The organism is Pseudomonas sp. JS425 (assembly GCF_018223845.1).
Taxonomy (GTDB): Bacteria; Pseudomonadota; Gammaproteobacteria; order Pseudomonadales; family Pseudomonadaceae; genus Aquipseudomonas; species Aquipseudomonas asiatica.
In genome coordinates, this window is record NZ_CP073661.1 from 930,930 (window position 1) to 955,417 (window position 24,488).

21 protein-coding genes and 1 tRNA gene are annotated in these 24,488 nt (G+C 62.9%); 10 read left to right on the plus strand and 12 right to left on the minus strand.

Annotated elements, in window-relative coordinates; all coding sequences use genetic code 11:
• Positions 1-3: 3 nt before the first annotated feature.
• The 10 genes from doeB to KDB76_RS04275 all read left to right on the plus strand — a co-directional run bounded on the left by doeB (position 4) and on the right by KDB76_RS04275 (position 11,727).
• Positions 4-1,023 (plus strand): N(2)-acetyl-L-2,4-diaminobutanoate deacetylase DoeB, encoded by a 1,020-nt coding sequence (doeB, locus tag KDB76_RS04230; protein WP_013970850.1) that lies wholly within the window; start codon positions 4-6, stop codon positions 1,021-1,023.
• Between the two features lie 36 nt (positions 1,024-1,059).
• Positions 1,060-2,526, plus strand: a complete 1,467-nt coding sequence (locus KDB76_RS04235; RefSeq protein WP_013970851.1) for an NAD-dependent succinate-semialdehyde dehydrogenase — start codon at positions 1,060-1,062, stop codon at positions 2,524-2,526.
• A 12-nt stretch (positions 2,527-2,538) separates the two neighbouring features.
• The gene (locus KDB76_RS04240; protein ID WP_024086251.1) at positions 2,539-3,924 is read left to right on the plus strand and encodes an aspartate aminotransferase family protein; all 1,386 of its coding nucleotides are present in this window, start codon (positions 2,539-2,541) and stop codon (positions 3,922-3,924) included.
• Positions 3,925-4,049: 125 nt separating this feature from the next.
• Positions 4,050-4,670 carry an isochorismate family cysteine hydrolase YcaC gene (ycaC, locus tag KDB76_RS04245; RefSeq protein WP_013970853.1) on the plus strand — a complete coding sequence of 207 codons (621 nt, stop codon included), beginning with the start codon at positions 4,050-4,052 and terminating at the stop codon, positions 4,668-4,670.
• Between the two features lie 229 nt (positions 4,671-4,899).
• The gene (gene ppk2 / locus KDB76_RS04250) at positions 4,900-5,718 is read left to right on the plus strand and encodes a polyphosphate kinase 2 (RefSeq protein ID WP_003256373.1); all 819 of its coding nucleotides are present in this window, start codon (positions 4,900-4,902) and stop codon (positions 5,716-5,718) included.
• Between the two features lie 35 nt (positions 5,719-5,753).
• On the plus strand, positions 5,754-6,950 hold the full coding sequence (locus tag KDB76_RS04255) for a monovalent cation:proton antiporter-2 (CPA2) family protein (protein WP_013970854.1): 1,197 nt from the start codon (positions 5,754-5,756) through the stop codon (positions 6,948-6,950).
• Between the two features lie 39 nt (positions 6,951-6,989).
• Positions 6,990-8,087, plus strand: a complete 1,098-nt coding sequence (locus KDB76_RS04260; RefSeq protein WP_013970855.1) for an AI-2E family transporter — start codon at positions 6,990-6,992, stop codon at positions 8,085-8,087.
• Between the two features lie 13 nt (positions 8,088-8,100).
• A complete protein-coding gene (locus tag KDB76_RS04265) occupies positions 8,101-9,621 on the plus strand; it encodes a TolC family protein (RefSeq protein ID WP_013970856.1) in 1,521 nt (506 codons plus the stop codon).
• Complete coding sequence (locus KDB76_RS04270; protein ID WP_024086253.1) at positions 9,618-10,715, plus strand: HlyD family secretion protein; 1,098 nt, start codon at positions 9,618-9,620, stop codon at positions 10,713-10,715. Before KDB76_RS04265 ends, KDB76_RS04270 begins: the two co-directional genes overlap by 4 nt.
• A complete protein-coding gene (locus tag KDB76_RS04275; protein ID WP_013970858.1) occupies positions 10,705-11,727 on the plus strand; it encodes a DUF2955 domain-containing protein in 1,023 nt (340 codons plus the stop codon). Before KDB76_RS04270 ends, KDB76_RS04275 begins: the two co-directional genes overlap by 11 nt.
• 89 nt (positions 11,728-11,816) lie before the next feature.
• Here the strand turns inward: KDB76_RS04275 and sulP are convergent, their stop codons facing one another.
• The 12 genes from sulP to KDB76_RS04335 form a co-directional block, all read right to left on the minus strand.
• Positions 11,817-13,529: a sulfate permease gene (sulP, locus tag KDB76_RS04280; RefSeq protein WP_013970859.1), complete on the minus strand. Its 1,713-nt coding sequence runs from the start codon at positions 13,527-13,529 to the stop codon at positions 11,817-11,819.
• Positions 13,530-13,818: 289 nt separating this feature from the next.
• Complete coding sequence (gene ychF / locus KDB76_RS04285; protein WP_013970895.1) at positions 13,819-14,919, minus strand: redox-regulated ATPase YchF; 1,101 nt, start codon at positions 14,917-14,919, stop codon at positions 13,819-13,821.
• A 23-nt stretch (positions 14,920-14,942) separates the two neighbouring features.
• Complete coding sequence (gene pth, locus KDB76_RS04290; RefSeq protein ID WP_008099045.1) at positions 14,943-15,527, minus strand: aminoacyl-tRNA hydrolase; 585 nt, start codon at positions 15,525-15,527, stop codon at positions 14,943-14,945.
• 79 nt (positions 15,528-15,606) lie between these two features.
• On the minus strand, positions 15,607-16,200 hold the full coding sequence (locus KDB76_RS04295; protein ID WP_013970896.1) for a 50S ribosomal protein L25/general stress protein Ctc: 594 nt from the start codon (positions 16,198-16,200) through the stop codon (positions 15,607-15,609).
• 121 nt (positions 16,201-16,321) lie between these two features.
• Positions 16,322-17,263 carry a ribose-phosphate pyrophosphokinase gene (locus KDB76_RS04300; RefSeq protein WP_003247410.1) on the minus strand — a complete coding sequence of 314 codons (942 nt, stop codon included), beginning with the start codon at positions 17,261-17,263 and terminating at the stop codon, positions 16,322-16,324.
• A 47-nt stretch (positions 17,264-17,310) separates the two neighbouring features.
• Positions 17,311-17,385, minus strand: a tRNA-Gln gene (locus KDB76_RS04305).
• Between the two features lie 20 nt (positions 17,386-17,405).
• Positions 17,406-18,266, minus strand: coding sequence for a 4-(cytidine 5'-diphospho)-2-C-methyl-D-erythritol kinase (ispE, locus tag KDB76_RS04310; protein WP_038408686.1), 861 nt, complete (start codon positions 18,264-18,266; stop codon positions 17,406-17,408).
• A gap of 3 nt (positions 18,267-18,269) precedes the next feature.
• The gene (gene lolB / locus KDB76_RS04315; RefSeq protein ID WP_013970898.1) at positions 18,270-18,887 is read right to left on the minus strand and encodes a lipoprotein insertase outer membrane protein LolB; all 618 of its coding nucleotides are present in this window, start codon (positions 18,885-18,887) and stop codon (positions 18,270-18,272) included.
• Positions 18,888-18,891: 4 nt separating this feature from the next.
• On the minus strand, positions 18,892-20,613 hold the full coding sequence (locus KDB76_RS04320; RefSeq protein ID WP_013970899.1) for a tetratricopeptide repeat protein: 1,722 nt from the start codon (positions 20,611-20,613) through the stop codon (positions 18,892-18,894).
• Between the two features lie 188 nt (positions 20,614-20,801).
• A complete protein-coding gene (locus KDB76_RS04325) occupies positions 20,802-21,527 on the minus strand; it encodes a phosphocholine cytidylyltransferase family protein (RefSeq protein ID WP_013970900.1) in 726 nt (241 codons plus the stop codon).
• Positions 21,524-22,126, minus strand: a complete 603-nt coding sequence (locus tag KDB76_RS04330) for a type 1 glutamine amidotransferase (RefSeq protein ID WP_038408688.1) — start codon at positions 22,124-22,126, stop codon at positions 21,524-21,526. Before KDB76_RS04330 ends, KDB76_RS04325 begins: the two co-directional genes overlap by 4 nt.
• Positions 22,123-24,483, minus strand: coding sequence for a PEP-utilizing enzyme (locus tag KDB76_RS04335; protein WP_038408690.1), 2,361 nt, complete (start codon positions 24,481-24,483; stop codon positions 22,123-22,125). Before KDB76_RS04335 ends, KDB76_RS04330 begins: the two co-directional genes overlap by 4 nt.
• Between the last annotated feature and the right edge of the window lie 5 nt (positions 24,484-24,488).

A 24,488-nucleotide genomic window follows, 5' to 3' on the forward strand; every position in this document is an offset into this window, starting at 1 on the left:
CCCATGAATGCAATCGCTCAGGCCGCCGCCACGGTGGCCAACCCGATCACCTGTACCTTGGATTTCGAGCAGGACGGTGTGCAGCACGGCTTCCTCAAGCTGCCGTACTCGCGTGACGACTCGGCCTGGGGGGCGGTGATGATTCCGCTGACGGTGGTCAGGAATGGCAGTGGCCCTACTGCCTTGCTCACTGGTGGCAATCACGGTGATGAGTACGAAGGCCCGGTGGCGCTGAGCAAGCTGGCTCAGCAGCTGCAGCCCGAGCAGGTAAACGGGCGGGTGATCATCGTGCCGTTCATGAACACACCGGCGTTCCAGGCGGGCACCCGTACTTCGCCGATCGACCGGGGCAACCTCAACCGCAGCTTCCCTGGCCGGCCTGATGGCAGCGTGACGGAAAAGATCGCCGATTATTTCCGGCGCACCTTGCTGCCGTTGGCCGATATCGTCCTGGACATCCACTCCGGTGGTCGCACCCTCGATTTCCTGCCGTTCGCTGCATGCCATGTGCTGCCCGACAAGGCCCAGCAGGCCCGCTGTGAAGCCGGCATGCAGGCCTTCGCCGCGCCCTACAGCATGCGCATGCTCGAGCTGGATGCGCAGGCGATGTACGACACCGCGGCAGAAGAGCAGGGCAAGGTGTTCATCACCACCGAACTGGGCGGTGGTGGCACCTCCACGGCGAAAAGCGTGGCCCTGGCGGAGCGCGGCGTGCGCAATGTGCTGATTCACGCCGGCATCCTTGCCGGCGAAGTGGAGCAGGGCGAGACAACCCTGCTGGACATGCCCGATGGCGATTGCTTCATCGCCAGCGAGCACGACGGATTGCTGGAGATGTGCCGCGACCTGGGCGAAACGGTCAGCCAGGGCGAAGTGATCGCCCGTATCCATGACATCCGCCGCACCGGCAGCGCCCCGGTCGAGTACCGCGCCCGACGCAATGGCTTGCTCGCAGCCCGGCACTTTCCCGGCCTGGTGCAGTGCGGCGACACCCTGGCGGTGATAGCCGACGTACTGGCCTGAACCTGGCGCCACGACAACGAGGTATGGAGAACAGTCATGTCACACCACTACCCATTCAACAGCCTGTGCCACGTCGATGGCCAATGGCTGCACAGCCACAGCGGCAACAGCATCGCCGTGCATGACCCGGCCAACCGCCAGGTCATCGGCCATGTGCCGCTGCTCGACCACGAGCAGATCGTCGCCGCGGTGGATGCCGCCCAGCGGGCTTTCCCGGCCTGGCGCCAGCAGAGTCTGGACAGCCGCGCTGCGCTGTTGCGGCGCTGGGCTGAATTGATGCTCGAGCACCAGGAGGCTCTGGCGCGCATTCTCAGCGAGGAACAGGGTAAGCCGCTGGCCGAAGCACGCGGTGAAATCGCCTATGCGGCAAGCTTCATCCCCTGGTTTGCCGAGGAGGCCCGGCGCCTCAACGGGCAGACTATCCCCAGCCATATTCCGGGTGCCCAGCTGAGTACGCTGAAGGAGCCCGTCGGGGTCTGCGCGCTGCTCACCCCGTGGAACTTCCCCAGTGCCATGATCACCCGCAAGGCGGCTGCGGCGTTGGCGGCCGGCTGCACGGTGGTGGTCAAGCCGGCCCACGAAACACCGTTTTCGGCGCTGGCCCTGGCCCAGCTGGCAGAGGACGCCGGCTTCCCGCCGGGGGTGTTCAACGTGGTAATCGGCGAGCCGCAGATGGCCATGGAAACCCTGGTGTGCGACAGCCGCGTGCGGGCGGTCAGCTTCACCGGCTCGACCCGTGTCGGCAAGCTGGTGCTGCAAGCCGCGGCTCAGGATGTGAAGAAAGTGGCGCTGGAGCTGGGCGGCAACGCGCCGTTCATCGTCTGCGCCGATGCCGACCTGGAGCTGGCCGTGCGGGTGGCCGTGGCCGCCAAGTTCCAGACGTCTGGCCAGGACTGCTGCGCGGCCAACCGGATCATGGTGCAGCGGCCGTTGTACGAAGCATTCCTGATGCGTTTCGCCGAAGCGGTGCGGGCGCTGAAGGTTGGCCCGGCGATGGTCGATGGCGAGGAGACGGCGGCAGAGGTCGGCCCGTTGATGCACCAGGCCGCCTTCGATGCCACCCAGGCCCGGGTCGAGGACGCCCTGCAGCGTGGCGCCCGGCGCCTGGTCGGTGGCGAGGGCCATGCGCTGGGTGGCTGGTTCTTCCAGCCGACGGTGCTCGCCGATGTCACGCCGGCGATGCGCATCTACCAGGAAGAAAACTTCGCGCCGATTGCCGGGGTCATGCCGTTCGACACGCTGGAGCAGGCCATCACCATGGCCAATGACACCGAGTACGGCCTGGCTGCCTACATCGTCGGCAACCGCCTCGATGTCGTGCACCCGCTGGTGCGCCGGCTCGACCACGCGATGGTGGCGATCAACGGCGTCAAGTTCACCGGCCACCCCATCCCGTTCGGCGGCATGAAGGCCTCGGGCCTGGGCCGCGAAGGCGGCAGCGAGGGCTTCGAACCCTTCGTCGAAACCAAATACGTTTGCTTGCACCACCACGGTCAGTTCTAAGGAGTGTTTGCCATGAGCCAAGATTTCAGCCAGCTGTTCGAACAGGACCGCGCCCACTTCATGCACCCTTCGACCCACGCCCATGATCACGCCAGCGGCGCGCTCAAGGGCCGGATCATCACCGGTGCCGAGGGCATCCGCCTGCGTGACCATGAAGGCCGCGAACTGATCGACGCCTTCGCCGGCCTGTACTGCGTGAACATCGGTTACGGGCGTACCGAGGTCGCTGACGCGATCCATCGTCAGGCCAAGGAGCTGGCGTATTACCACACCTACGTCGGCCACTCGACCGAAGCGATCATCGAGCTTTCCAGCCGCATCATCGACTGGGCGCCGGCTGGGATGAAAAAGGTCTATTACGGCCTGTCGGGGTCCGATGCCAACGAGACCCAGGTCAAGCTGGTGCGCTACTACAACAACATCCTCGGTCGTCCACTCAAGAAGAAGATCATCTCTCGCGACCGCGGCTATCACGGCTCGGGCATCATGACCGGCAGCCTTACCGGCCTGCCCAGCTTCCACCAGCATTTCGACCTGCCGGTGGAAGGCGTCAAGCATACGGTCTGCCCGCACTGGTACCGCAAGGCACCGGCCGGCATGGATGAGCAGGCCTTCGTGCGCTATTGCGCCGACGAGCTGGAGCAATTGATCCTGGCCGAAGGGCCCGACACGGTCGCCGCGTTCATTGGCGAGCCGCTGATGGGCACCGGTGGCATCATCGTGCCGCCCAAGGGCTACTGGAAGGCGATCCAGGCCGTGCTCGATCGCTACGACGTGCTGCTGATCGCCGACGAAGTGGTGTGCGCCTTCGGCCGCCTGGGCTCGAAGATGGGCAGCCAGCGCTACGACATCCGCCCGGACCTGATCACCACGGCCAAGGGCCTGACCAGCGCCTATGCGCCTCTGTCGGCAGTGATCGTTGGTGAGAAGGTGTGGAACGTGATCGAAGAAGGCTCGCAGAAGGCCGGCCCGATGGGCCACGGCTGGACCTACTCTGGGCACCCGATCTGCGCGGCGGCGGCGCTGGCCAACCTGGATATTCTCGAGCGCGAGAACCTGACCGAGAATGCCGAAGTGGTGGGTGCATACCTGAACCGGCGCATGCGCGAAACCTTCGAAGGCCACCCGCTGGTAGGTGAAGTACGGGGTGACGGCATGCTTTGCGCAATCGAGTTCATGGCCGATCGCGAGGCGCGTACGGCGTTCGACCCGGCGTTGAAAGTCGGGCCACAGGTGTCGGCAGCGTGCCTTGAGCGCGGGATGATCGCCCGGGCCATGCCGCATGGTGACATTCTCGGTTTCGCACCGCCGTTGGTGCTGAACCAGGAGGATGCCGAGAAGATCGTCGCCATCACCAAGGTGGCGGTCGATGAGGTAGCTGGCAAGGTACTCGGCTAAGCATCGCAGGGGCCGCCGTGCGGCCCCATCGCCGGCCTTGGCAGGCGAACCGACTGACGGTCCCATCCACCTTTCATCCTTGCCTACGCTGATATTCCCAACCCGCTAACGCAAGGAAACCCGTCATGGCCTTCCAATACAAGCGTCTGGACAAGAACAACGCCGCCGTGCTGCTGGTCGACCACCAGACCGGCCTGCTCTCGCTGGTAAGGGACATCGACCCCGACCGCTTCAAGAACAACGTCCTGGCCCTGTCGGACCTGGCCAAGTACTTCAAGCTGCCGACCATTCTCACCACCAGTTTCGAGACCGGCCCCAACGGCCCGCTGGTGCCCGAACTGAAAGAGCAGTTCCCCGACGCCCCGTACATCGCCCGGCCTGGCAACATCAACGCCTGGGACAACGAGGACTTCGTCAAGGCCGTCAAGGCTACCGGCAAGAAGCAGCTGCTGATCGCCGGCGTGGTGACCGAAGTGTGCGTGGCCTTCCCGGCACTGTCGGCGCTGGAGGAGGGCTTCGAGGTATTCGTCGTCACCGATGCCTCCGGCACCTTCAACGAACTGACCCGTGACTCGGCCTGGCGGCGCATGGAGGCCGCCGGGGCGCAACTGATGACCTGGTTCGGCGTGGCCTGCGAGCTGCACCGTGACTGGCGCAACGACATCGAAGGGCTGGGGACCCTGTTCTCCAACCATATTCCGGACTACCGCAACCTGATGACCAGCTACAACAAGATGGCCAAGTAATCCGGCCTTGAAGGCACCCCGTACCCTGTGGGGGCGGGTTCACCCGCGAATGCATCGGTAGCTTTGATGACGCATTCGCGGGTAAACCCGCTCCTACACCCACCCCGGAACACTCACCAGCACTCGTAGAATCAATGAGATAGAGGCAAGCCTGCGAAATCCATAAGCGAAGCGGCAAACTGCCATGGATCGACCATACTGACTCTTCATTCGCCCTCAGGAGAGTGCCATGTCGAAGTCGTCCAGGAAGAGAGACCCCAAGGACCAGCCGGAGAAACTGGGCGGCAAGGCGTACGAGAAGGAGCTCAAGCAGCTGCACGTGGAGCTGGTGAAGCTGCAGGAATGGGTGGTGGCCAAGGGCCTGAAGGTGTGCATTGTCTTCGAGGGCCGCGATGGCGCCGGCAAGGGCGGTACCATCAAGGCCATTACCGAGCGCGTCAGCCCGCGAGTATTCCGCGTGGTGGCGCTGCCGGCGCCAACCGAGCGGGAAAAGAGCCAGATGTATGTGCAACGCTACCTGGGCCACCTGCCTGCCGCGGGCGAGGTAGTGATCTTCGACCGCAGCTGGTACAACCGCGCCGGTGTCGAGCGAGTGATGGGCTTCTGCAGTGAAGAGCAGAGCAGCAAGTTTCTCACCGTGGTGCCGCTGTTCGAAAAGATGATGGTCGAGTCGGGGATCATCCTCATCAAGTACTGGCTGGAGGTCAGCGCCGAAGAGCAGACCCGCCGCCTGCAGGACCGCATCAACGATGGCCGCAAGCTGTGGAAGCTGTCGCCGATGGACCTCAAGTCCTACACACGCTGGGATGAATACACCCGGGCCCGCGACGAAATGTTCGCCGCCTCCGACTCGTCATGGGCACCGTGGTTCATGGCCCATTCCAACGACAAGCGCCGTGCCCGGCTGAACATCATCAGCCATCTGTTGACGCGCATTCCCTACAAGGACATCACCCGTGACGGGCTGGTGAAATTGCCCAAGCGCGGCAAGATCGGCAAATACAAGGCCGTCAACTACCCGTTCAAAGTCGTCGAAGAGCGTTTCTGATCTCTCCCCGCGGGGAGCAGCGAGGGTGCGAGCCTATGCCACATGATGGCAGCCTGTTGCAGGCGACGGTGGTGTTCCTGCTGGCCGTGGTGCTTCTGGTACCGCTGGCGCAGCGTTTGAAAATGGGGGCGGTGCCCGGCTATCTGCTGGCGGGCATCCTGATAGGGCCATCGGTATTTGGCCTGCTGAACAACCCGGATAACGTGGCACGCCTGTCGGAGATGGGTGTGGTGATGTTGCTGTTCGTCATCGGCCTGGAGCTTTCGCCGCGGCGTTTGTGGGGCATGCGCCGGGCGCTGTTTGGCGTCGGCTCGCTACAAGTGGGCCTGAGTGCTGTAGTGCTTGGCCTGCTGGCGTACTGGCTGTTCGGCCAGTCGAAGCCGGCTGCCATCGTGCTGGGCCTGGGCCTTGCGCTGTCGTCAACTGCGTTTGGCCTGCAGGTACTGGCCGAGCGCAAGGACCTGGGCAAGCCGCACGGCCGCCTGGCCGTGGCGATCCTGCTGTTCCAGGACATTGCCGCGATCCCGCTGATTGCCGTGGTGCCGCTGCTCGGTGGTGATGTCAGTACCGCCGACGAAGGCGCCTGGCCGGTGTTGGCGGTGGTGGTTGGCATAGGTGTGCTGATCATCTTTGGCCGCTACCTTTTGACCCCTGTCTTCAAATGGACAGTCGGTTCTGGCCTGCCCGAGCTGTCTACCGCTACCGCCCTGTTGGTGGTGCTGGGCACCGCCTGGGTGATGGAGCACGTAGGTGTGTCCATGGCGTTGGGGGCGTTTCTGGCGGGCGTCCTGATGGCCGAGTCGCCTTTCCGCCACGAACTGGAAACCCAGATCGAGCCCATCAAGGGGTTGCTGCTGGGGCTGTTCTTCGTTGGCGTGGGAATGAGCGCCGACCTGCGCCTGCTGTTCGGCATGCCGTTAATGGTGCTGGGGCTGACCCTGCTGCTGGTGATGATCAAATTGCCGCTGCTTTATGGCCTGGGCCGCACCGCAGGTGGGCTCACCCAGGCCCAGGCGCTGTGCCTGGGCGTGGTGCTGGCGTCTGGCGGCGAGTTTGCCTTCGTGGTGTTCAAGCTGGCGTTGGATCATCAGGTGCTGGGGCAGCAGGTGCATGACCTGCTGGTGCTGGCCATCACCTTGTCGATGGCGGTAGTGCCGTTGGTAATGATGGCCCTGGCGCGGCAGTTGCGTGACGACAGCCCCACACCGGCAGCCCCTGAAGCGGGCCACTGAATCGCGCCACATGGCGCACCTGGAGTTCGGAGGTGAAGCATGCAACCGGGTATCAAGATGGACAGCCGCCTGTCGCGGGGCTTGCTCGATGTGCTCATCAAGGCCGGCCTGGTGGCTGCGCTGGTGATATTCGCCTTCCAGACGTTCCAGCCGTTCCTGGAGCTGATGCTGTGGTCGGTGATCCTGGCGGTGACCTTGTACCCGTTGTATTGCCGCATCCAGCGCCGCACAGGGCTCAAGGACGGGCTTTCGGCGACGCTGGTCGTTCTGCTGGTACTGGTCGTGCTGCTGGTGCCGATCTACCTGGTGGTGATGTCGATCGGCGAATCGGTGGACAGCCTGGTGACGCTGCTGAAAAGCGGGGCCTGGACCGTGCCGGCCCCTCCCGACTCGGTGGCGGCCTGGCCGCTGATCGGGCCGAAGGTGCATGCCTTGTGGCTGGCCGCCTCGGAAAACATGGCCGGTGTGCTGAACCAGTGGATGCCCCAGCTCAAGGGTGCCGGGCGCACGGTGCTGGGGGCTGCAGCCAGTGCGGGCGGCGCGTTCCTGCTGTTCATCGCGGCGATCATCGTCTCGGGCATCATCATGGCGTTCGGTGACCGCGGCGAAATCGCGGCGCAGCGCATTGCCATGCGGGTGTCGGGGGAGGAGCGCGGCAAGCCATTGGCCAAGCTGTGCACCGCCACCATTCGCGCGGTGGCCCAGGGCGTGATCGGCATTGCCTTCATCCAGATGCTGCTGATCGGTGTCGGCTTCGTCATCAAAGGGGTACCGGGAGCGGGGATGCTGGCAATCGTCATCCTCATGCTGGGGATTGCCCAGGCACCGGCCACGTTGATAACGGTGCCGGTGATCATCTACATCTTCAACGTCGAAGGCTTTACCGTGGCGACCATCATTTTCGCCATCTACACCTTCGTCGCCGGGCTTGCCGACAACGTGCTCAAGCCGCTGCTGCTGGGGCGCGGGGTGGACGTGCCGATGCCGGTGGTGCTGATCGGGGCATTGGGCGGCATGGTGGTCAAAGGCATCATCGGCCTGTTCATCGGGCCGGTGATCCTGGGCGTCACTTATGTACTGTTCTGGCAGTGGGTGGCGCTGCAGGTGCCGGAAAATCCCGTCGAACCGTCGGCGTAAGCCAAGGCCTGCCATGCCCGGACGCTTCTGTGGTTTTGCACTGAGCCTGGCTGCCGCGTTGGTGGGCTGTACCCAGGTCGGCCCGGATTTCCAGCCGCCGCAGGACCCGTGGCTGGGTACCTGGAATACCCCGCTGCTGGAGCAGGCCGGGCAGCAGGCCGCGGCGCCCGACCTTCGTCAGTGGTGGGCCGTGTTCGCCGACCCTGCCCTGGATGCCTTGATCGCCGAGGCCGATGCCAATAACAGCAACCTGCGCGTGGCTGGTTTGCGCGTTGCCGAAGCCCGCGCCCAGTTGGCCATCGTGCAGACCGGGCGTTATCCACAGCTGCAGCAACTGCGCGCGCAGAGCCTTTACCTGAAGCAGGATCAGTCCGGCACCGCCACCGCTCGCGACTCGGTGTTCTGGCAATCCAGCGCGGGCTTCGACATTGGCTGGGAAATCGACTTCTGGGGGCGCTTCAGCCGCGCCATCGAAAGCGCCGACGCCGTCTACTTCGCCTCCCAGGCCAATTACGCCGATGCCATGCTGCTGTTGCGTGCGCAGGTGGCCGACACCTACTTTGCCCTGCGCACCGCCGAGGCGCGGCTGGATATCGCCGAAGAAAACGCCCGCCGCCAGGCGCGCAGCCTGGAGATAACCGAGCGGCTGTTCCGTCATGGCGAAAACGACGAACTCGACTGGCAACAGGCGCGCACCCAGTACCTGGCTACCCAGGCCACCATCCCCGAGTTCCAGAACCAGCTCAATGCCCTGCGCAACGTGCTGTGCTCGCTGCTGGGCCGCGCGCCCGGGCCGCTGCCACAGCTCGATGCCGGTCATGGCCAGTTGCCGTTGCCGGACCGTGCCGTGCTGCAGGATGTGCCCGCCCGCCTGCTGCAGCGCCGCCCGGACATCCGTGCCGCCGAGCAGGCGGTAGCGGCGCAGTCGGCGCTGGTCGGGGTAGCCGAGGCCGACCTTTATCCACAACTGAGCCTGTTGGGCAGCATCGGCTGGAGTTTCGTCACGGCCAATCATTTGCCCGATACCTTCGACATCGCCGCCGGGCCCAGCCTGATCTGGAACCCGTTCGACTACGGTCGACGCAAGAACGCTGTGCGCGTGGAAGATGCCCGCTTGCAGCAACTGATCGAGCTGTATCACCAGGATGTGCGCGAAGCCGCCCGTGAGGCCGACGATGCCGCCAGCGGGCTGGTGCGCTCGCTGCAGAGCGCAAGTATCCGCGACCAGGCCTCGCAGGCCGCGCAGCGCTCCCTGAACCTGGCCAGCTCGCAGTACCGCGAAGGCTTTGCCGACTTCCAGCGCGTGCTCGACGCCCAGCAACTGCTGCTGCAGCAACAGGACGGCTACCTGGTCAGCCGCGGCAATGCGGTCAGCAGCCTGGTGACGCTTTACAAGGCCCTGGGCGGCGGCTGGGACGCCAGCCGCGCACCGATCGACCCGGCCACCCGCCAGCAGATGCAGCAACGCACCGACTGGGGTGAGCTGCTTGACGAACCAGGCCCCAGCGCACATGCACAAGGTGAAACGAAATGAGCGACACCACGCCGACGCCATCCCCGCCAGCCCCCGATCGCGGCATGCGCTGGGTGCTGCTGCTGATTGTCGTGAGCCTGCTGTGGTACCTGCTGGCCGATCGCTTCACGCCCTATACCCAGCAAGCCCGCCTGCAGGCCTACGTGGTGCCGGTGAGTGCCGAGGTGGCTGGGCAGGTGAAGCGTGTGGCGGTGGGCAACAACCAGGAAGTGCGCAAGGGCGATGTGTTGTTCGAACTGGACCAGGAGCAATATCGCATCGCCCTGGCCCGAGCCGAAGCCGACCTGGACACGGTACGCCGGCAGATCGGCGCCCACACCGCTGGCATCGACTCGGCCCAGGCGGCGCTGGTGGCGGCCCAGGCCAACGAGCGCAAGGCCCGGCAGGACGCCGAGCGGCTCAAGCGCCTGATCGATGAAGACCCGGGCACGGTGTCGGTGCGCCGCCTCGAGGGCGCCCAGGCCACCCGCGACCAGGCCATCAGCCAGGTGGCGGCAGCCCGTGCCGAAGTTGAGCGGGCCCGTGAGCAGCAGGGCGGGGCGCAGGACGACAACGCCCAGCTGCGCAGCGCGGCGGCCAATGTGGAAAAAGCCCGGCTGGACCTGGCGCGCACCATGGTACGCGCCGATGCAGACGGGTTGATCACCGACCTGCGCACCGACGTTGGCCACTATGTTGGCGCCGGCAGCCCGATGATGACCCTGATCGCTATCCATGACGTGTGGATAAGTGCCGACATGACCGAGAACAACCTAGGTCGGCTGCGCCCTGAAACCCCGGTGCTGGTAGTGCTTGATGCGCTGCCCGGCACGGTGTTGAAGGGGCGCATTCGCAGCATCGGCTACGGTGTGAGCGTAGGCCAGAGTGCCCCGCCAGGTACGTTGCCGACCGTACAGAACAGCCGCGAGTGGCTGCGCTCCGCACAGCGCTTCCCGGTTATCGTCGAACTGGAGCGTGACCAGTTGCAGGACAAGACCGTATTGCGGGTCGGTGGCCAGGCCGAAGTCATGGCCCTGCCAAGCGAGGGCAACCCATTGAACCTGCTGGGCCGGCTGTTCATGTGGCTGATGAGCTGGCTGTCGTATGCCTATTGAACTACGCCGCCTGCGTGCCCTGCGCCTGGCCTGGGGCGTGGCGCTTTGCCTGGCGGTGAGTTTCGGCATCGGCTTGCCGGTACCGATCCTGGCGCCGGTGTTCGCGGTGTTGTTGCTGGCCATGCGCAGCCAGCCCTTGCCCCTGCGTGCGGCACCGGCCTTGGCGGTGCTGGTGCTGCTTGCCTGCGGCAGCGGGCTGCTGCTGATTCCGCTGCTGCGCCATGCCCCGGTAAGTGGGGTGTTGTTGGTGAGCGTGGGGGTTTTCCTTACCTTGCGTTATGCACTGAAAGGCGGCAATGGCCTGTTGGCCAATTTGCTGGTTATCGGCCTGACCATGATCGCTGCCGCCGGCACCAGCGACTTCAGCCTGGCGCTGTCGGTGGTCGAAGCGCTGGCCAAAGGCATGCTGCTGGCGGTGCTGGGCACGGCAGCGGCGCATGTGCTGTTTCCCGAGCCGGCCGATGCGCCGGCGCAACCGGCACCGCCTCTGCTCGACGGTGACCAGGTGAGCTGGGTTGCCTTGCGTGCTACGTTGATCGTCATGCCGGCCTTCCTGCTGGCGCTGATCGCCCCGGACCAGTACATGCCGCTGATCATGAAGGCAGTGAGCCTGGGGCAGCAGGCCGGTGAGACCCGCGCACGGCATGCCAGCCGCGAGCTGATCGGCTCGACCTTGCTGGCCGGGTTGCTGGCGATATTGATGTGGGGCGCGTTGAGCCTGTTCGTGCACCTGTGGATGTTTTTTCTGTGGGTGCTGCTGTTCGTTCTCTGGCAGGGGCGCAGGCTCTACCGTGCGGTGGATACCAGGCAAAGCCCGGCGTACTGGGTGAGTTGCCTGACGACCATGCTGATCTTGCTGGGGCAGTCGGTGCAGGACAGCGCGGGCGGGCAGGATGTGTACCGCGCCTTTGCCGTGCGCATGGCGCTGTTTCTGGCGGTGTCGGTGTATGCCAGTGCCATGCTGATCTGGATCGACCGGCTTCGGATGCGGCGTGGGCTTCTTCGCGGGTGAACCCGCTCCTACAGGTATCGTGTTGCCCATGGGATCACGCAATTCTTGTGGGAGCGGGCATGCCCGCGAAGAGGCCAGCCCAGGAAAACCTAGGGCTTCCAGTCAACCCCACTCTCTTCCAGGTAGGCGTCCACCGCTGCCCCAACAGTGGGATGAAATGCCGACTCCCCCATATGCTCGAACAACTCGAACTGCCGCATCTTGTCCTTTACCGGGTCCTTCATCTCGGCAAACTGCAACTCCACCCCCCGCGCCTCCAGCGCCCGGTCCAGCTCGGCCAGCATGTCCGCCGAGGTGATATCGATGCTGGTCACCGGCTCTGCCGCGATCACCAGCCGTTGTACCGGGGTAGGCGATGCATCCACCGCCGCCATCACCGTGCTCTGGAACTGTTCGGCATTGGCAAAGAACAGCGGGGCATCCCAACGCAGCAGCACCAGCCCCGGAATGCGTCGGGCCTGTGGATAACGCTGCACATCATGGTAACCGCGGGTGCCATCCACCCGTCCCAGCACCGCATGATGCGGCCGCCAGCCGTCCCACAGGAATTCGATCACCGATATAGCCACGGCAATGCAGATACCGGGAATGGCCCCGAATACCGCTACGCCGACGAAGCAAGTGAACGACAGCCAGAATTCCCATTGCTGCATGCGGAAGATGCGCTTGAGGTCGGCGAACTCGAACAGGCCCAATGCTGCGGCAATCACCACTGCCGCCAGGGCGCTGTTGGGCAGGTGTTGCATCAGGTTGGGCGCCACCAGCAGCAACAGGGTCACCGCCAGCGCGCCGATAATACCGGTGAGCTGAGTCTGCGAGCCGGCCGCTTCGGCCACGGGGGTGCGCGATGAGCTGCTGCTGATGGGGATGCCCTGGAACAGCCCCGAGGCCAGGTTGGCCACACCCAGGCCGAACATTTCCTGGTTGGGGTTGACCGGGGCCTTCATGCGCGCGGCGTATGAACGTGACAGCACACTGGTATCGGCGAACGACACCAGCGCTACTGCGATGCCACCGAGCAGCACCTCCACCAGGTCGATATCGCTGACCCAGGGGAACACGAAGCTGGGTAGCCCCTGGGGCAGTTCGCCGAGCACTTTCACGCCTTGCTGGTCGAGCCCCAGCAGGCTCACCGCCAGCGTGGCCAGCACCACAGCAATGAGAATGCCCGGCAAACGCTTGAACGGCTTGAGCAGCAGGATCAGCGCCAGGCTACCGCCACCGACCACGAAGCTTGGCCAATGGCCCTGGCCGGCGAGCAATGCCTGGATCAGGTTCCAGGTATCCCGCAGTGGGCCCTGGCTGTCGACCGACAGGCCGAACAGTTTGGGCAACTGGCTGATCAGCACCGTGAGGGCGATGCCGTTCATGTAGCCATAGCGGATCGGCTTGGACAGCAGTTCGGTGATGAAGCCCAGGCGCAGCAAACCGGCGATCACACAGAACGCCCCGGCGACCAGGGCCATCATGCTGGCGATGGCGATTGCCCGTTGCGGGTCGCTGGCGGCGTACTGCACCACCACTGCCAGGATCGGCGCGGCCAGCGCCGAGTCCGGGCCCAGCACCAGGATGCGGCTGGGGCCGAAAAGGGCGTAGGCCAGCAGCGGGATGATGGTGGCGTACAGGCCGTAGATGCCAGGTACGCCGGAAGCTTCGGCATAAGCGATACCCACCGGCACCAGCATGGTGGTGAGCACCAGGCCGGCGGCGATGTCCCTGGGTAGCCAGGCGGGTTGGTAGTGGAGCAGGGTGACCAGGCCGGGTAACCAGCGTTGCCAGTCGAGGCGGGTTTTTTCGGGCATGGGGCGTGCGTCCAGGGGAGGGTGCTGAATCACAGCTTAGATGCTGAATTCCGGGGCCGCTCTGCGGCCCTTTCGCGACACAAGGCCTTTGATGCAATGTCCAGAAAATGCGTGGTAGCTGTGGGAGCGGGCATGCCCGCGAACACCGGCGCAGCCGGTGCCAGGCACCGCGTTGGATTCTTCGCGGCTAAAGCCCACAGGGGGAGCGTGCCGCTTGCCAAATGCCAGAAAAAACAAAACCCCTTGAGGCGTTGGCCTCAAGGGGTTCGTGGGTACTGCAGTCTGGCGCTTAGACGTTGAAGCGGAAGTGCATCACGTCACCGTCCTTGACGATGTAGTCCTTGCCTTCCAAACGCCATTTACCGGCTTCCTTGGCACCGCTCTCGCCCTTGAACTGGATGAAGTCGTCATAGGCCACCACTTCAGCGCGGATGAAACCTTTTTCGAAGTCGGTGTGGATCACGCCAGCGGCCTGTGGTGCGGTGGCACCGACGCGTACGGTCCAGGCGCGTACTTCCTGCACGCCGGCAGTGAAGTAGGTCTGCAGGTTCAGCAGCTCGTAACCGGCGCGGATAACGCGGTTCAGGCCAGGCTCTTCCAGGCCCAGGGCCTCAAGGAACATATCCTTCTCTTCACCGTCTTCCAGTTCGGCGATTTCCGCTTCGATCTTGTTGCACACCGGCACCACTACCGCGCCTTCTTCCTCGGCGATGGCCTTGACCACGTCCAGGTGCGGGTTGTTGTCGAAGCCGTCTTCGGCCACGTTGGCGATGTACATGACCGGCTTGCTGGTCAGCAGGTGGAAGCCGCGGATGACCGCCTTGTCTTCGGCGCTCATGTTCTTCATCAGGCTGCGCGCTGGCTTGCCTTCGGTGAAGTGCGGGATCAACTGTTCGAGGATGGCCTTCTGCGCCAGGGCTTCCTTGTCGCCGCCCTTGGCGTTGCGGGCAACCTTCTGCAGTTGCTTCTCGCAGCTGTCGAGGTCGGCGAAGATCAGCTCGAGGTCGATGATCTCGATGTCACGCTTGGGGTCGACGCTGTTGGAAACGTGGATCACGTTCTCGTCTTCGAAGCAGCGCACCACGTGGGCAATGGCGTCGGTCTCGCGGATGTTGGCGAGGAACTTGTTGCCCAGGCCTTCGCCTTTCGAGGCACCAGCCACCAGGCCGGCGATGTCGACGAACTCCATGGTGGTCGGCAGGATGCGGTTTGGCTTGACGATTTCAGCCAGTGCATTCAAGCGCGCATCGGGCATCGGCACGATGCCGCTGTTAGGCTCGATGGTGCAGAAGGGGAAGTTCTCCGCCGCGATGCCAGACTTGGTCAGGGCGTTGAACAGGGTGGACTTGCCGACGTTGGGCAGGCCGACGATGCCGCAATTGAAACCCATGGGTATTCCCCTCTCTAAGGAAATCAGGCCTTCTGGCTGTGCAGCTCGCGCATCGCCTTGGCGAAGTCGCCGGCAAGCACGTCCGGCAGCACGCCGAGGGCAAAATCGATGCTGGCGTCGAGCTTCTCCTGCTCGGCGCGCGGCGCGCGGCCCAGGACGAAGTTGGAGACCAGTTTGGCGTCACCCGGGTGGCCGATGCCAAGCCGCAGGCGGTGGAAGTCGTTCTGGTTGCCGAGCTGCGCGATGATGTCGCGCAGGCCGTTGTGCCCACCATGGCCACCGCCGCGCTTGAGCTTGGCGACGCCCGGGGGCAGGTCGAGTTCGTCATGTGCCACCAGGATCGCTTCCGGCTTGATGCGGAAGAAATTGGCCAAGGCCGCCACGGACTGGCCGCTACGGTTCATGTAGGTGGTGGGGATGAGCAGACGAACGTCGTTGCCCTGATGGCTGAACTTAGCCGTCAGGCCGAAATATTTGCGGTCAGCGGTCAACGAGACGCGCTGGGCGCTGGCAATGCGTTCAACGAAAAGAGCCCCTGCGTTATGCCGGGTCTGTTCGTATTCGGGGCCGGGGTTACCCAGGCCGACGATCAACTGGATGGCGGTCACGTCAGGGGCTCTTCCTTGGAGTTGGTGGGTTACAGGGCGCGCGGCACTGTAACCCGATCAACGCCGGCGCGCGAGTGGATTACTCGGCAGCGCCTTCTGCTTCTGGAGCAACGCGTGGAGCGTGAACGTTGGCAACAGCTTTGTCATCACCGTGGGCCAGAGCTACGAACTCTACGCCTTTCGGAGCTTTCAGGTCCGACAGGTGGATGATGGTGCCGATTTCAGCGTTGGCCAGGTCGACTTCGATGAACTCAGGCAGGTCTTTGGCTTCGCAGGAAACTTCGATCTCGGCTTCTACGTGGGAGATCTCGCCGCCTTTCTTGACCGGGGCTTCTTCATTGATGAAGTGAACCGGTACCTTGGCGGTCAGTTTCTGGCCAGCAACGACGCGAACGAAGTCGGCGTGCATGATGAAGCCTTTGGCCGGGTGGCGCTGCAGAGCCTTGACCACGACGTTTTGCTTGGCGCCGTCGACGTTCAGTTCCAGAACGTGGCTGAAGGCAGCCTCGTTTTCGAACAGCTTGGTGATTTCCTTGGCCAGGATGGTCAGGGACTGAGCGTCTTGGTTACCACCGTAGACAACGGCTGGGATGTTCGCGGAGTGACGCAGGCGGCGGCTCGCACCTTTCCCCAGGTCAGTACGCGCTTGGGCGTTCAGAGTGAATTCGGTCATTTTGTTTCTCCAAAGTAGCCCCCCGAGGGCGTTTGCGACCAGCGCCAACGGGGATGGCAAAAAAGCCCCGCCCCAACAACCAGTGTTGGGGCGGGGCGCTTTTCGTCAGCGTGTGTTCCGCTTAGCGGAACATCGCGCTGATCGATTCTTCGTTGCTGATGCGGCGGACCGCTTCAGCGACAACCGGTGCGATATCCAGCTGGCGGATACGGTCACAGGCTTGAGCAGCGGCGGACAGCGGAACGGTGTTGGTCACCACCAGCTCGTCCAGTACCGACTTCTCGATGTTCTCGATCGCGCGGCCCGACAGGACAGGGTGCGTGCAGTAGGCGTAAACCTTGGCAGCGCCGTGTTCTTTCAGGGCTTTGGCCGCGTGGCACAGGGTGCCGGCGGTGTCGACCATGTCGTCTACCAGGATGCAGGTGCGCCCTTCGACGTCGCCGATGATGTGCATGACCTCGGAGTGGTTAGCCTTCTCGCGGCGTTTGTCGATGATACCCAGGTCGACGCCCAGGGACTTGGCAACGGCACGTGCGCGCACGACACCACCGATGTCCGGGGAGACGATCATCAGGTTCTCGAAACGCTGGTCCTCGATATCGTCGACCAGTACGGGCGAGCCGTAGATGTTGTCGACCGGGATATCGAAGAAACCCTGGATCTGGTCAGCGTGCAGGTCGACGGTGAGTACACGGTCGATACCTACGACAGTGAGCATGTCAGCGACGACTTTGGCGCTGATGGCTACACGTGCCGAACGCGGACGGCGGTCCTGGCGGGCGTATCCGAAGTAAGGAATCACGGCGGTGATTCGGGATGCTGAGGAGCGGCGGAAGGCGTCGGCCATCACTACCAGTTCCATCAGGTTATCGTTGGTCGGGGCACAGGTCGGCTGAATAATGAAGACGTCTTTACCGCGGACATTCTCATTGATCTCAGTGCTGATCTCGCCGTCGGAGAACTTACCGACAGAAACGTCACCGAGAGGGATATGCAGCTGACGTACGACACGCCGAGCCAGATCGGGGTTGGCGTTCCCCGTAAAGACCATCATCTTGGACACGCGCAGTACCTGAAGGCTGAGGGTAACCTGGATGAGTATAAGGAAAATGGCAGGGGCGGCTGGATTCGAACCAACGCATGGCAGGATCAAAACCTGCTGCCTTACCGCTTGGCGACGCCCCTGTATCTGTTGCTGCGAACGCTTATGCGCTCGACTTCTTGACCAGACTTTGCAGCTTGCGATGCAACATCGAAACGTTGCTTCCTTTCGCCACAAACCCTGTTTGGGTCGCTGAAAGAAGGGCCAGAACTTTATCAGCTTCGGCTTTGCTTGGGAAGGCCCCAAACACACAACTTCCAGTACCGGTCAGTCGAGCCTCAGTGAATTTACCCAGTGAATTCAACGCATTGCGAACTTCCGGGTAACTCTGCTCTACCACCGGTTGGCAGTCATTTCGACTGTTTCCCTCGGGAACGGGGCGCATCTTAAGGGGGAGCGAATCACGTGTCAACTGTGGATGTGAAAAAATTTCTACTGTGCTGACAGACACTTGCGGCACAAGCACGACATACCACGGCTCTTCCGGGTCGACCGGGGTCAATTGTTCACCCACGCCCTGGGCGAATGCCGCGTGGCCGCGCACGAATACCGGTACGTCGGCGCCCAGGCTCAGGCCTAGTGCGGCCAGGCGGTCTTCGTCCCAGTCCAGTTGCCACAGGTGGGCGAGGGCCAACAGGGTAGTGGCGGCATCCGAGCTGCCACCGCCGATGCCGCCGCCCATGGGCAGCACCTTGGTCAGCCAGATATCGGCGCCCAACGTCGTGCCGGATTGTTCCTGCAGCTTGCGCGCAGTACGCACGATCAGGTTGCTGTCATGCGGCACTGCTTCGATCTCGGTGTGCAGGCGGATCACGCCGTCGTCACGCACGGCAAAGCTCAGTTCGTCGCCGTGATCGAGAAACTGGAACACGGTTTCCAGCTCGTGATAGCCGTCCGCACGGCGGCCGATGATGTGCAGCCACAGGTTGAGCTTGGCCGGAGCGGGCAGGGTTAGGGTCTGCATGTATCAGTGCCCCAGCTGGCGGGGCTGCCAGTCCTTGACCACCAGTGTCACGTCGAGGTCCTTGCCGTGCAGCTTCATACGCTCGGGCAGCCAGTAGCCGTTCTGTTCCGTGTAGCTCAGGTATTGCACCTGCCAGCCGTCCTGGTCGAGGCTGGCCAGGCGGCTGTCGCCGTCCAGGGTCAGCTTGCTCTTGCTGTCGGGGGCCGGCAGGCCGCGGACCCACCAGACCAGGTGCGAGACCGGCAACTGCCAGCCCAGTTGTTCTTCCAGCAGGGCTTCGGGGCTGAGGGCCTCGTAGCGGCCCTGGTTGGCCACTTCCAGTACCACGCCGCCGGGGCGGCCGGTCAGGCGAGCGGCGCCACGGCCCAGCGGGCCGGCCAGGCGAATATCGTAGTAGTCCTGGCGTTGCAGCCAGAACAGCGTGCCGCTGCCGGAGTCGCGCGGGGCACGGATGCCGACCTTGCCGTTGATCTGCCAGCCATCGAGGCTGCTCAGTTGCTCTTTATGGGCGCGCCACTGCTGCGGGTCGCCGTGGCCCTGCAGGGCCTCGCGACTACCGAAGCCGGCACAGCCGGCCAGCAGGGCGATCAGGGTGAAGGTAATGCAATGGCGCAGGAACATGGTGTTAGAGAGTCTCGGATCCGGTCAGGCGCAGGATGGTCTTGCGCAGGATGGGGCTGTCGGCCTGGGCTTCGAAGCCCTTGGCCCAGACCTGGCGGGCTTCGCGGCGCTTGCCGTTGGCCCATAGCACTTCGCCCAGGTGGGCGGCCACTTCGTGGTCTGGGAAGCTGGCAAAGGCCTTGCGCAGGTAGGTTTCAGCCTCGTCGAGGTTGCCCAGGCGGTAATTGACCCAACCCAGGCTGTCGAGCACCGCCGGGTCATCCGGGGTCAGCTGATGGGCCTTGTCGATCAGCGCCTTGGCTTCGCTGTAGCGGGTGGTGCGGTCGGCCAGGGTGTAGCCGAGGGCGTTCAGGGCCATGGCGTTTTCCGGCTCGCGGGCGATGATGGCGCGCAGGTCTTTTTCCATCTGCGGCAGGTCGTCACGCTTTTCCGCCAGCATGGCACGGGTGTACAGCAGGTTGAGGTCGTCCGGGTAGCGCTGGATGGCTTGCTGCAGCACCTGGCTGGCCTGGGCGTCCTTGTTGTTGTTGCTGTAGCTTTCCGATTCGATCAGGAACAGCTGTATGGCGTAGTCCGGCTGGGATTCGCGGGCATCGGCGAGCAGGCGCGAGGCTTCGGTACCACGGCCGTTGGCAATCAGGATGTCGGCCTGGCGCAGCTGCGCCGGCAGGTAGTCGGGGCCCGGGCCGACCAGGGCGTATTCACGCAGGGCGCCTGCAGGGTCGTGGCGCTCTTCGCGGATGCGGCCCAGGTTCAGGTGCGCGGCGTCGACGTTGCTGTCGCGTTCGATCAGCTCCTGCAGGTAGCCCTCGGCTTCATCCCAGTCCTTGTTTTCCAGGCACACCAGCGCCAGCGAATAGCGCAGCTCGTCGTCCTCGGGGTATTGCTGGACCAGGCTGAGGAACTCGCCCTTGGCATCGGCGATGCGGTCCTGTTCGACCAGGGTGCGCGCGTAGGTCAGGCGCAGGCGCTTGTCGTCCGGGTTGTCGCGAATCGCCCCGCGCAGCAGTGGCAGGGCCTCCGGGCCGCGGTCCAGGGCTTGCAGCAGGCGCGCGCGCAGCAGGACCGGGGCGACTTCGCCGTTTTGCGGCGGGTGCGACTCGAGCAACTCCAAGGCTTCTTCGGCCTTGCCGTCCTGGTTCAGCAGCAGGGCCTTGCCGAACACCAGCTGGCTGTTGTCCGGGTACTTCGCCAGCAGGCGTTCGAAGCTTTGCAGCAAGCCGTCGCGGGTGCTCTGGTCGGTTTCGGCGGCGGACAGAGCGAGGAAATCGAAATGGGTGTCGCCTTGGCCCTGCAGGACCTTTTCCATGTAAGTCATGGAGTCGTCATAGCGGCCGGCGCGGGCCAGCTGGATGGCTGCGGCGCGCTGGGCGTCGAGGTTCTGCGGGTCGTTGCGGGCCCAGACCAGGGCGTTGTCCAGTGCCGGTTCGTCGGCGCCGAGGTATTCGGCAATGCGGTAGGCGCGCTCGGAAACCCCGGGGTCCTGGGTTTTCGCGGCCTGGTCGGTGTAGTTGGCCAGGGCGATGTCGAAGCGGTTGCGCTGGCCGGCCAGTTCGGCCACCAGCAGGCTGTAGAGCGTATCCTGCTTGAACGAGCCATACACCACGGGTTTTTCCGCCTCGCTCTTGCCGGCCTCGGCGACGGGAGGCTCGGCCTTTTGCGGGGCCAGGCTCTGGCAGCCCTGGAGCAGGGCGAAGGCAAGCAGCAATGCGTATGGTTTGTTCATAGAAGGCTTTAAAAAGGACTCACCGGCGGTCGGAGCATGATGACACAAGCGCGGTGGCAAACCCACCTGCGAAGGTCGTGGTTTACAGGCTGGGTGGTGCAGAGTGGGACAGCGGGGTGGGGGAGAGGTTCGAAGGGGCTTCTGACACAATGACCCAGCCCCTACCTGCGCCGACAATTTTGTCGAGATCACAGGTCAGGATAGATCCGCTCGTATAGTGCCACGTCGCTGGGGCAGTCAATTTCTCCCCAGGGAGCGTGCGTCGCCACGCCGGCGACTGGAAAACCCTCGCTGACTAGTGCCCCTAATAGCGATGTCATGTCAGTCTGGTCGCGTGCCTGAGGCGTGAGCCCTTGCAATTGCCTTTTCAACGCCTGCCAACCCGCTGGCGTGACTTTGAACAAGCCTATGTACTGGCCCTGAATGACCTCAAGACTGGTAGCGGTCTGTCCAATAGCGCTCACCAATCCATCGACTAACCGGAAGTTCTCCAGGTCTGGTAGCGGATCGTTGAAGCGTTGCTGCCAGAGACGCACTGCAGCGGGATCGTAGCCCAGGACAATATCGGCTGGATGGTTAATTAGCTCGGATACTAGGGTGCTGTCGTAGAAGATGTCACCGTAGCTAACAAGGCAAGGCTCTGCGCTCAACCAACCGCTGGCGCAATTTAGAGAGCTGAAAATACCGGAGCTGTGCCAGCGGTGGTTGTGAAACAAAGTGTCGGTGAATGGTGCAAGCATTTCGCTTCGATAGCCTGCAACGATGCCAACCTCGCTGACATCGCATCGACGGAGCGTTTCAATCGCGCGCTGTAGCAGTGGCACACCATTAAAGGGTACCAAGGCCTTGGGGCGTTCATCGGTCAGGGCTTGTAAGCGACTCCCGCGACCTGCAGCAAGAATAATGGCTTTCATGAAAAAGCTCCAAAGGCATGTCGCACGCGTTGAATATCCAATGGATCGGCAGGTAGTTCTCGCTCGGGGTGCCACATGATCCCGGTATGACGACGGTGGTCGTCATACACAGCCTCGATCACGCCGTCGTCGGCCAGGGCTATTACGCGGTAGCCGTCGGGCGCCTCCCGAAAGCCGTATTCATGATAGGAATTCACTCGCCGCCGTTGTTCTTGCATGTTGATCATGTGTTCGCCTACATGGCCGGCCAAACGTTCCAAAGTGCCGCCAGCTCGCGTCAACATTACCTGCATGCCGCGGCATACACCGAGCACCGGAAGCCGTAGATTTTCCGCAAGATCAAGCAAGACCCTCTCAGTGGCGTCGCGTGTGTCGGCTGTCCCACTCAGGGCCTGGCAGCTCCCTCCACCAGTAAGCAAGAGGCCCTGAGGGCGCAATGATTGGACTAGCGCCATGCTGACTCTCGGATCGTTTGGAAGGTACAGCGGGGTCAGCCCACATTGGTCTAAGAATTCAACCCAGCGCTGGTCAAGCGCGTCCCGCCATTCCTGGCGTTCGGCGTTGAACTGCCTGAGCATGGTCATCCCAACCAAAATCATGCCAGCACCTGTATACGCCGCTCGGCGCAGTCGAGCAGCAGGCTTGTCGCCGCCAATAGGGTTTTGAATCGAGTATCGCCCACGCCGATAGCTGCGGGAATGGCGAACTCTCGGGCTCGGATCGACATATGCGAGTTCTCGCCTCCGTAGGCGGTGATGAAACCAGCAATGCGGTGGGTAAAAATCCAATCAAAACCCGGATCAGCGTTTTCGATTAAGACAATGCAACCCTCTATGTCCGGTGCCAATTGCCCTGGAAGCACTTGGGCCACCCGCGCGTGAGTGGCACGTCGAGTGATGAAGTTGGGATTGCACCAGTGCACTCGATGGCCGAATAGATCTTGCGGCTGACAGATGATGCTTGGCGTACGGACTAACTGCGTTTCATACCAGCGGCTGCGGTTGTGGGCAATTGCTTGGTGCAAACGTTTGCGATCGATGTCGGCATAAACGCTGGTAAATTCGGTGATTTGCGCAAAGCTGAGTTGGTCGCGGTCAAAACCATGTACCTCACCCCAATCGCATAGTGAGCGCAGAACATCCGAAACAAACGCTGCATAGAGGTATTTGAGCTTCTCGCGCGACGCAATAGCGGCCTGAGCAAATTGTAGAAACTGCTCGGCGGAAACGTTAAGACCGCACTGGTCAAAAGCTTGCTGAATGGCGTTGACCTGGGCCCGAGATACAGTTAGCCCGTTCATAGATTTTGGGGGCCGCTGTAATGGGCGCTGCCAGTCAAAATAACGCTCCGGAGTCTCGTCGTAGCGTGCCACACGTATATCGTAGGTACCCGGCCGGACATGACCGTGCAGCTTTAGGAAATCGTCCTTATGCAACGTCTGGAAATCGCTGGCCATCTCGCGATCGATACTATTGACCCCTCCGGTCACATGATCGATGAAACCGGCAGATACTACCCCCGCTGTTTCCAGCGATTTAATTATTGCGGTACCTATGAACGCTGCACGGGCAGCGCCAGCGAATATTTCAGCGACCACGTTGGCCGCCGATAGGCCATTCCTCATACGTTGCAAGGACTCGCGCCGAGGTTCCCCCGCCATTAAACTCTGCACCTTGTCAGTAATACTCGGTAGGCGTGTCAGGTCGGAGAAGAACGGGCCGCTGGGGGAGATAATGTGCTCGGTCAACTGGCGTAGCTCGTTCAAGTAGCATTCGTGCTGCTCGGTACTAAGAGTCCGGAGCGCCGGCAGCGCGGCAGCGGCACCGGGGCTAGTAAGCTCTGGCGTGAAGCAAGTAGGAATGATCGCGAACTCGATCTTGTCATGCAGATGAGGATGCATGGCCAAGTAGTCGCCGCACTGTTCGACTACGCGCTCGGCAACATCTTGAGGTACCGAGGCAGGGATGAATGACTCGATGCTGTGGGCAATGCAGATGTAAGGAGAGCCACCCACCTGGTACATCAGCGGTTTGCGCCGCAGATCCCGGTAGCCGTATCGGAACCTGGCAGAGGCCCAATTAAGGTCAGTGATCAGCTCCTTATATAGCGAGTAGGCTAGCGCCCGCGGCTTGGTACCGATCATTTCCGCCGGGTTCCAGTCCGGCATAAGGCCAAGGAAGGCGGTCGACGTAGGACGCGGATGGCGTTGCTTGCAGATCAGCTCTTCGAGCTGAGAGGCCTCGTGCTCCAAAACTTTGCGTAGTTGGGCGTCGGCAAGTGCGCTGGCATTACGGGGCCCATCCGCGGTCATGGGACTCACTTGGAATAGCAGAGGGCCATCGACAGTGATCGCGAACTCTATGTCCAAGGCATCGTGCCCGGTTAGAACTTGTACCTCTTCGAGCAACGAAAACAGCCCTAGTAATTCCGCAGGCTCGCTTGCCGCCTCGCTGCCAAGGGAGACGAAAGCGTGCACAGTCTCGTTGCCGGCAGTGACACCGTCGGTGCTGGCACCTAGTACATAGTCAACTACGTAATATGGCAAACCCGTCTCTGGATCACGGGTCATCGCCACTCCGCTGGCCAATACACCTCTCGCCATCTGCTGCACCAGCACCTCATCGCGCTCGCGAGCTAGGCCGTAGGAGGCGATCACCGTCTTGATGGCTTCGCCGAGTGCCTGGCCGCCACACACATCTAGAATTGACGCGTACATCCCTGCACCGGAATGGCCGTCGCGGTCTTCGGCTAGACAGCTGGATCTTACAATCAGCGGCTCATCGCCAAAGAACGCCTGACAGTGCGAGATCACTGCCTGCCAGTCCTCCCGCCACTGTGCCACGGTGAATCGATGAAGGGGCAACACTTGCCCGGTGCTCAGAAGTGGTGCCAGTTGCTGCAGGGTATCGGCCTTGCCGGAAAAAGCGAACACGGAAGAAGGATTTACCGAGTGCATATGTC

Coding starts and splice junctions, on each gene's coding strand:
- doeB (WP_013970850.1), top strand. CDS start 4: ATGAATGCAATCGCTCAGGCCGCCGCCACGGTGGCCAACCCGATCACC.
- KDB76_RS04235 (WP_013970851.1), top strand. CDS start 1,060: ATGTCACACCACTACCCATTCAACAGCCTGTGCCACGTCGATGGCCAA.
- KDB76_RS04240 (WP_024086251.1), top strand. CDS start 2,539: ATGAGCCAAGATTTCAGCCAGCTGTTCGAACAGGACCGCGCCCACTTC.
- ycaC (WP_013970853.1), top strand. CDS start 4,050: ATGGCCTTCCAATACAAGCGTCTGGACAAGAACAACGCCGCCGTGCTG.
- ppk2 (WP_003256373.1), top strand. CDS start 4,900: ATGTCGAAGTCGTCCAGGAAGAGAGACCCCAAGGACCAGCCGGAGAAA.
- KDB76_RS04255 (WP_013970854.1), top strand. CDS start 5,754: ATGCCACATGATGGCAGCCTGTTGCAGGCGACGGTGGTGTTCCTGCTG.
- KDB76_RS04260 (WP_013970855.1), top strand. CDS start 6,990: ATGCAACCGGGTATCAAGATGGACAGCCGCCTGTCGCGGGGCTTGCTC.
- KDB76_RS04265 (WP_013970856.1), top strand. CDS start 8,101: ATGCCCGGACGCTTCTGTGGTTTTGCACTGAGCCTGGCTGCCGCGTTG.
- KDB76_RS04270 (WP_024086253.1), top strand. CDS start 9,618: ATGAGCGACACCACGCCGACGCCATCCCCGCCAGCCCCCGATCGCGGC.
- KDB76_RS04275 (WP_013970858.1), top strand. CDS start 10,705: ATGCCTATTGAACTACGCCGCCTGCGTGCCCTGCGCCTGGCCTGGGGC.
- sulP (WP_013970859.1), bottom strand. CDS start 13,529: ATGCCCGAAAAAACCCGCCTCGACTGGCAACGCTGGTTACCCGGCCTG.
- ychF (WP_013970895.1), bottom strand. CDS start 14,919: ATGGGTTTCAATTGCGGCATCGTCGGCCTGCCCAACGTCGGCAAGTCC.
- KDB76_RS04295 (WP_013970896.1), bottom strand. CDS start 16,200: ATGACCGAATTCACTCTGAACGCCCAAGCGCGTACTGACCTGGGGAAA.
- ispE (WP_038408686.1), bottom strand. CDS start 18,266: ATGCAGACCCTAACCCTGCCCGCTCCGGCCAAGCTCAACCTGTGGCTG.
- lolB (WP_013970898.1), bottom strand. CDS start 18,887: ATGTTCCTGCGCCATTGCATTACCTTCACCCTGATCGCCCTGCTGGCC.
- KDB76_RS04320 (WP_013970899.1), bottom strand. CDS start 20,613: ATGAACAAACCATACGCATTGCTGCTTGCCTTCGCCCTGCTCCAGGGC.
- KDB76_RS04325 (WP_013970900.1), bottom strand. CDS start 21,527: ATGAAAGCCATTATTCTTGCTGCAGGTCGCGGGAGTCGCTTACAAGCC.
- KDB76_RS04330 (WP_038408688.1), bottom strand. CDS start 22,126: ATGATTTTGGTTGGGATGACCATGCTCAGGCAGTTCAACGCCGAACGC.
- KDB76_RS04335 (WP_038408690.1), bottom strand. CDS start 24,483: ATGCACTCGGTAAATCCTTCTTCCGTGTTCGCTTTTTCCGGCAAGGCC.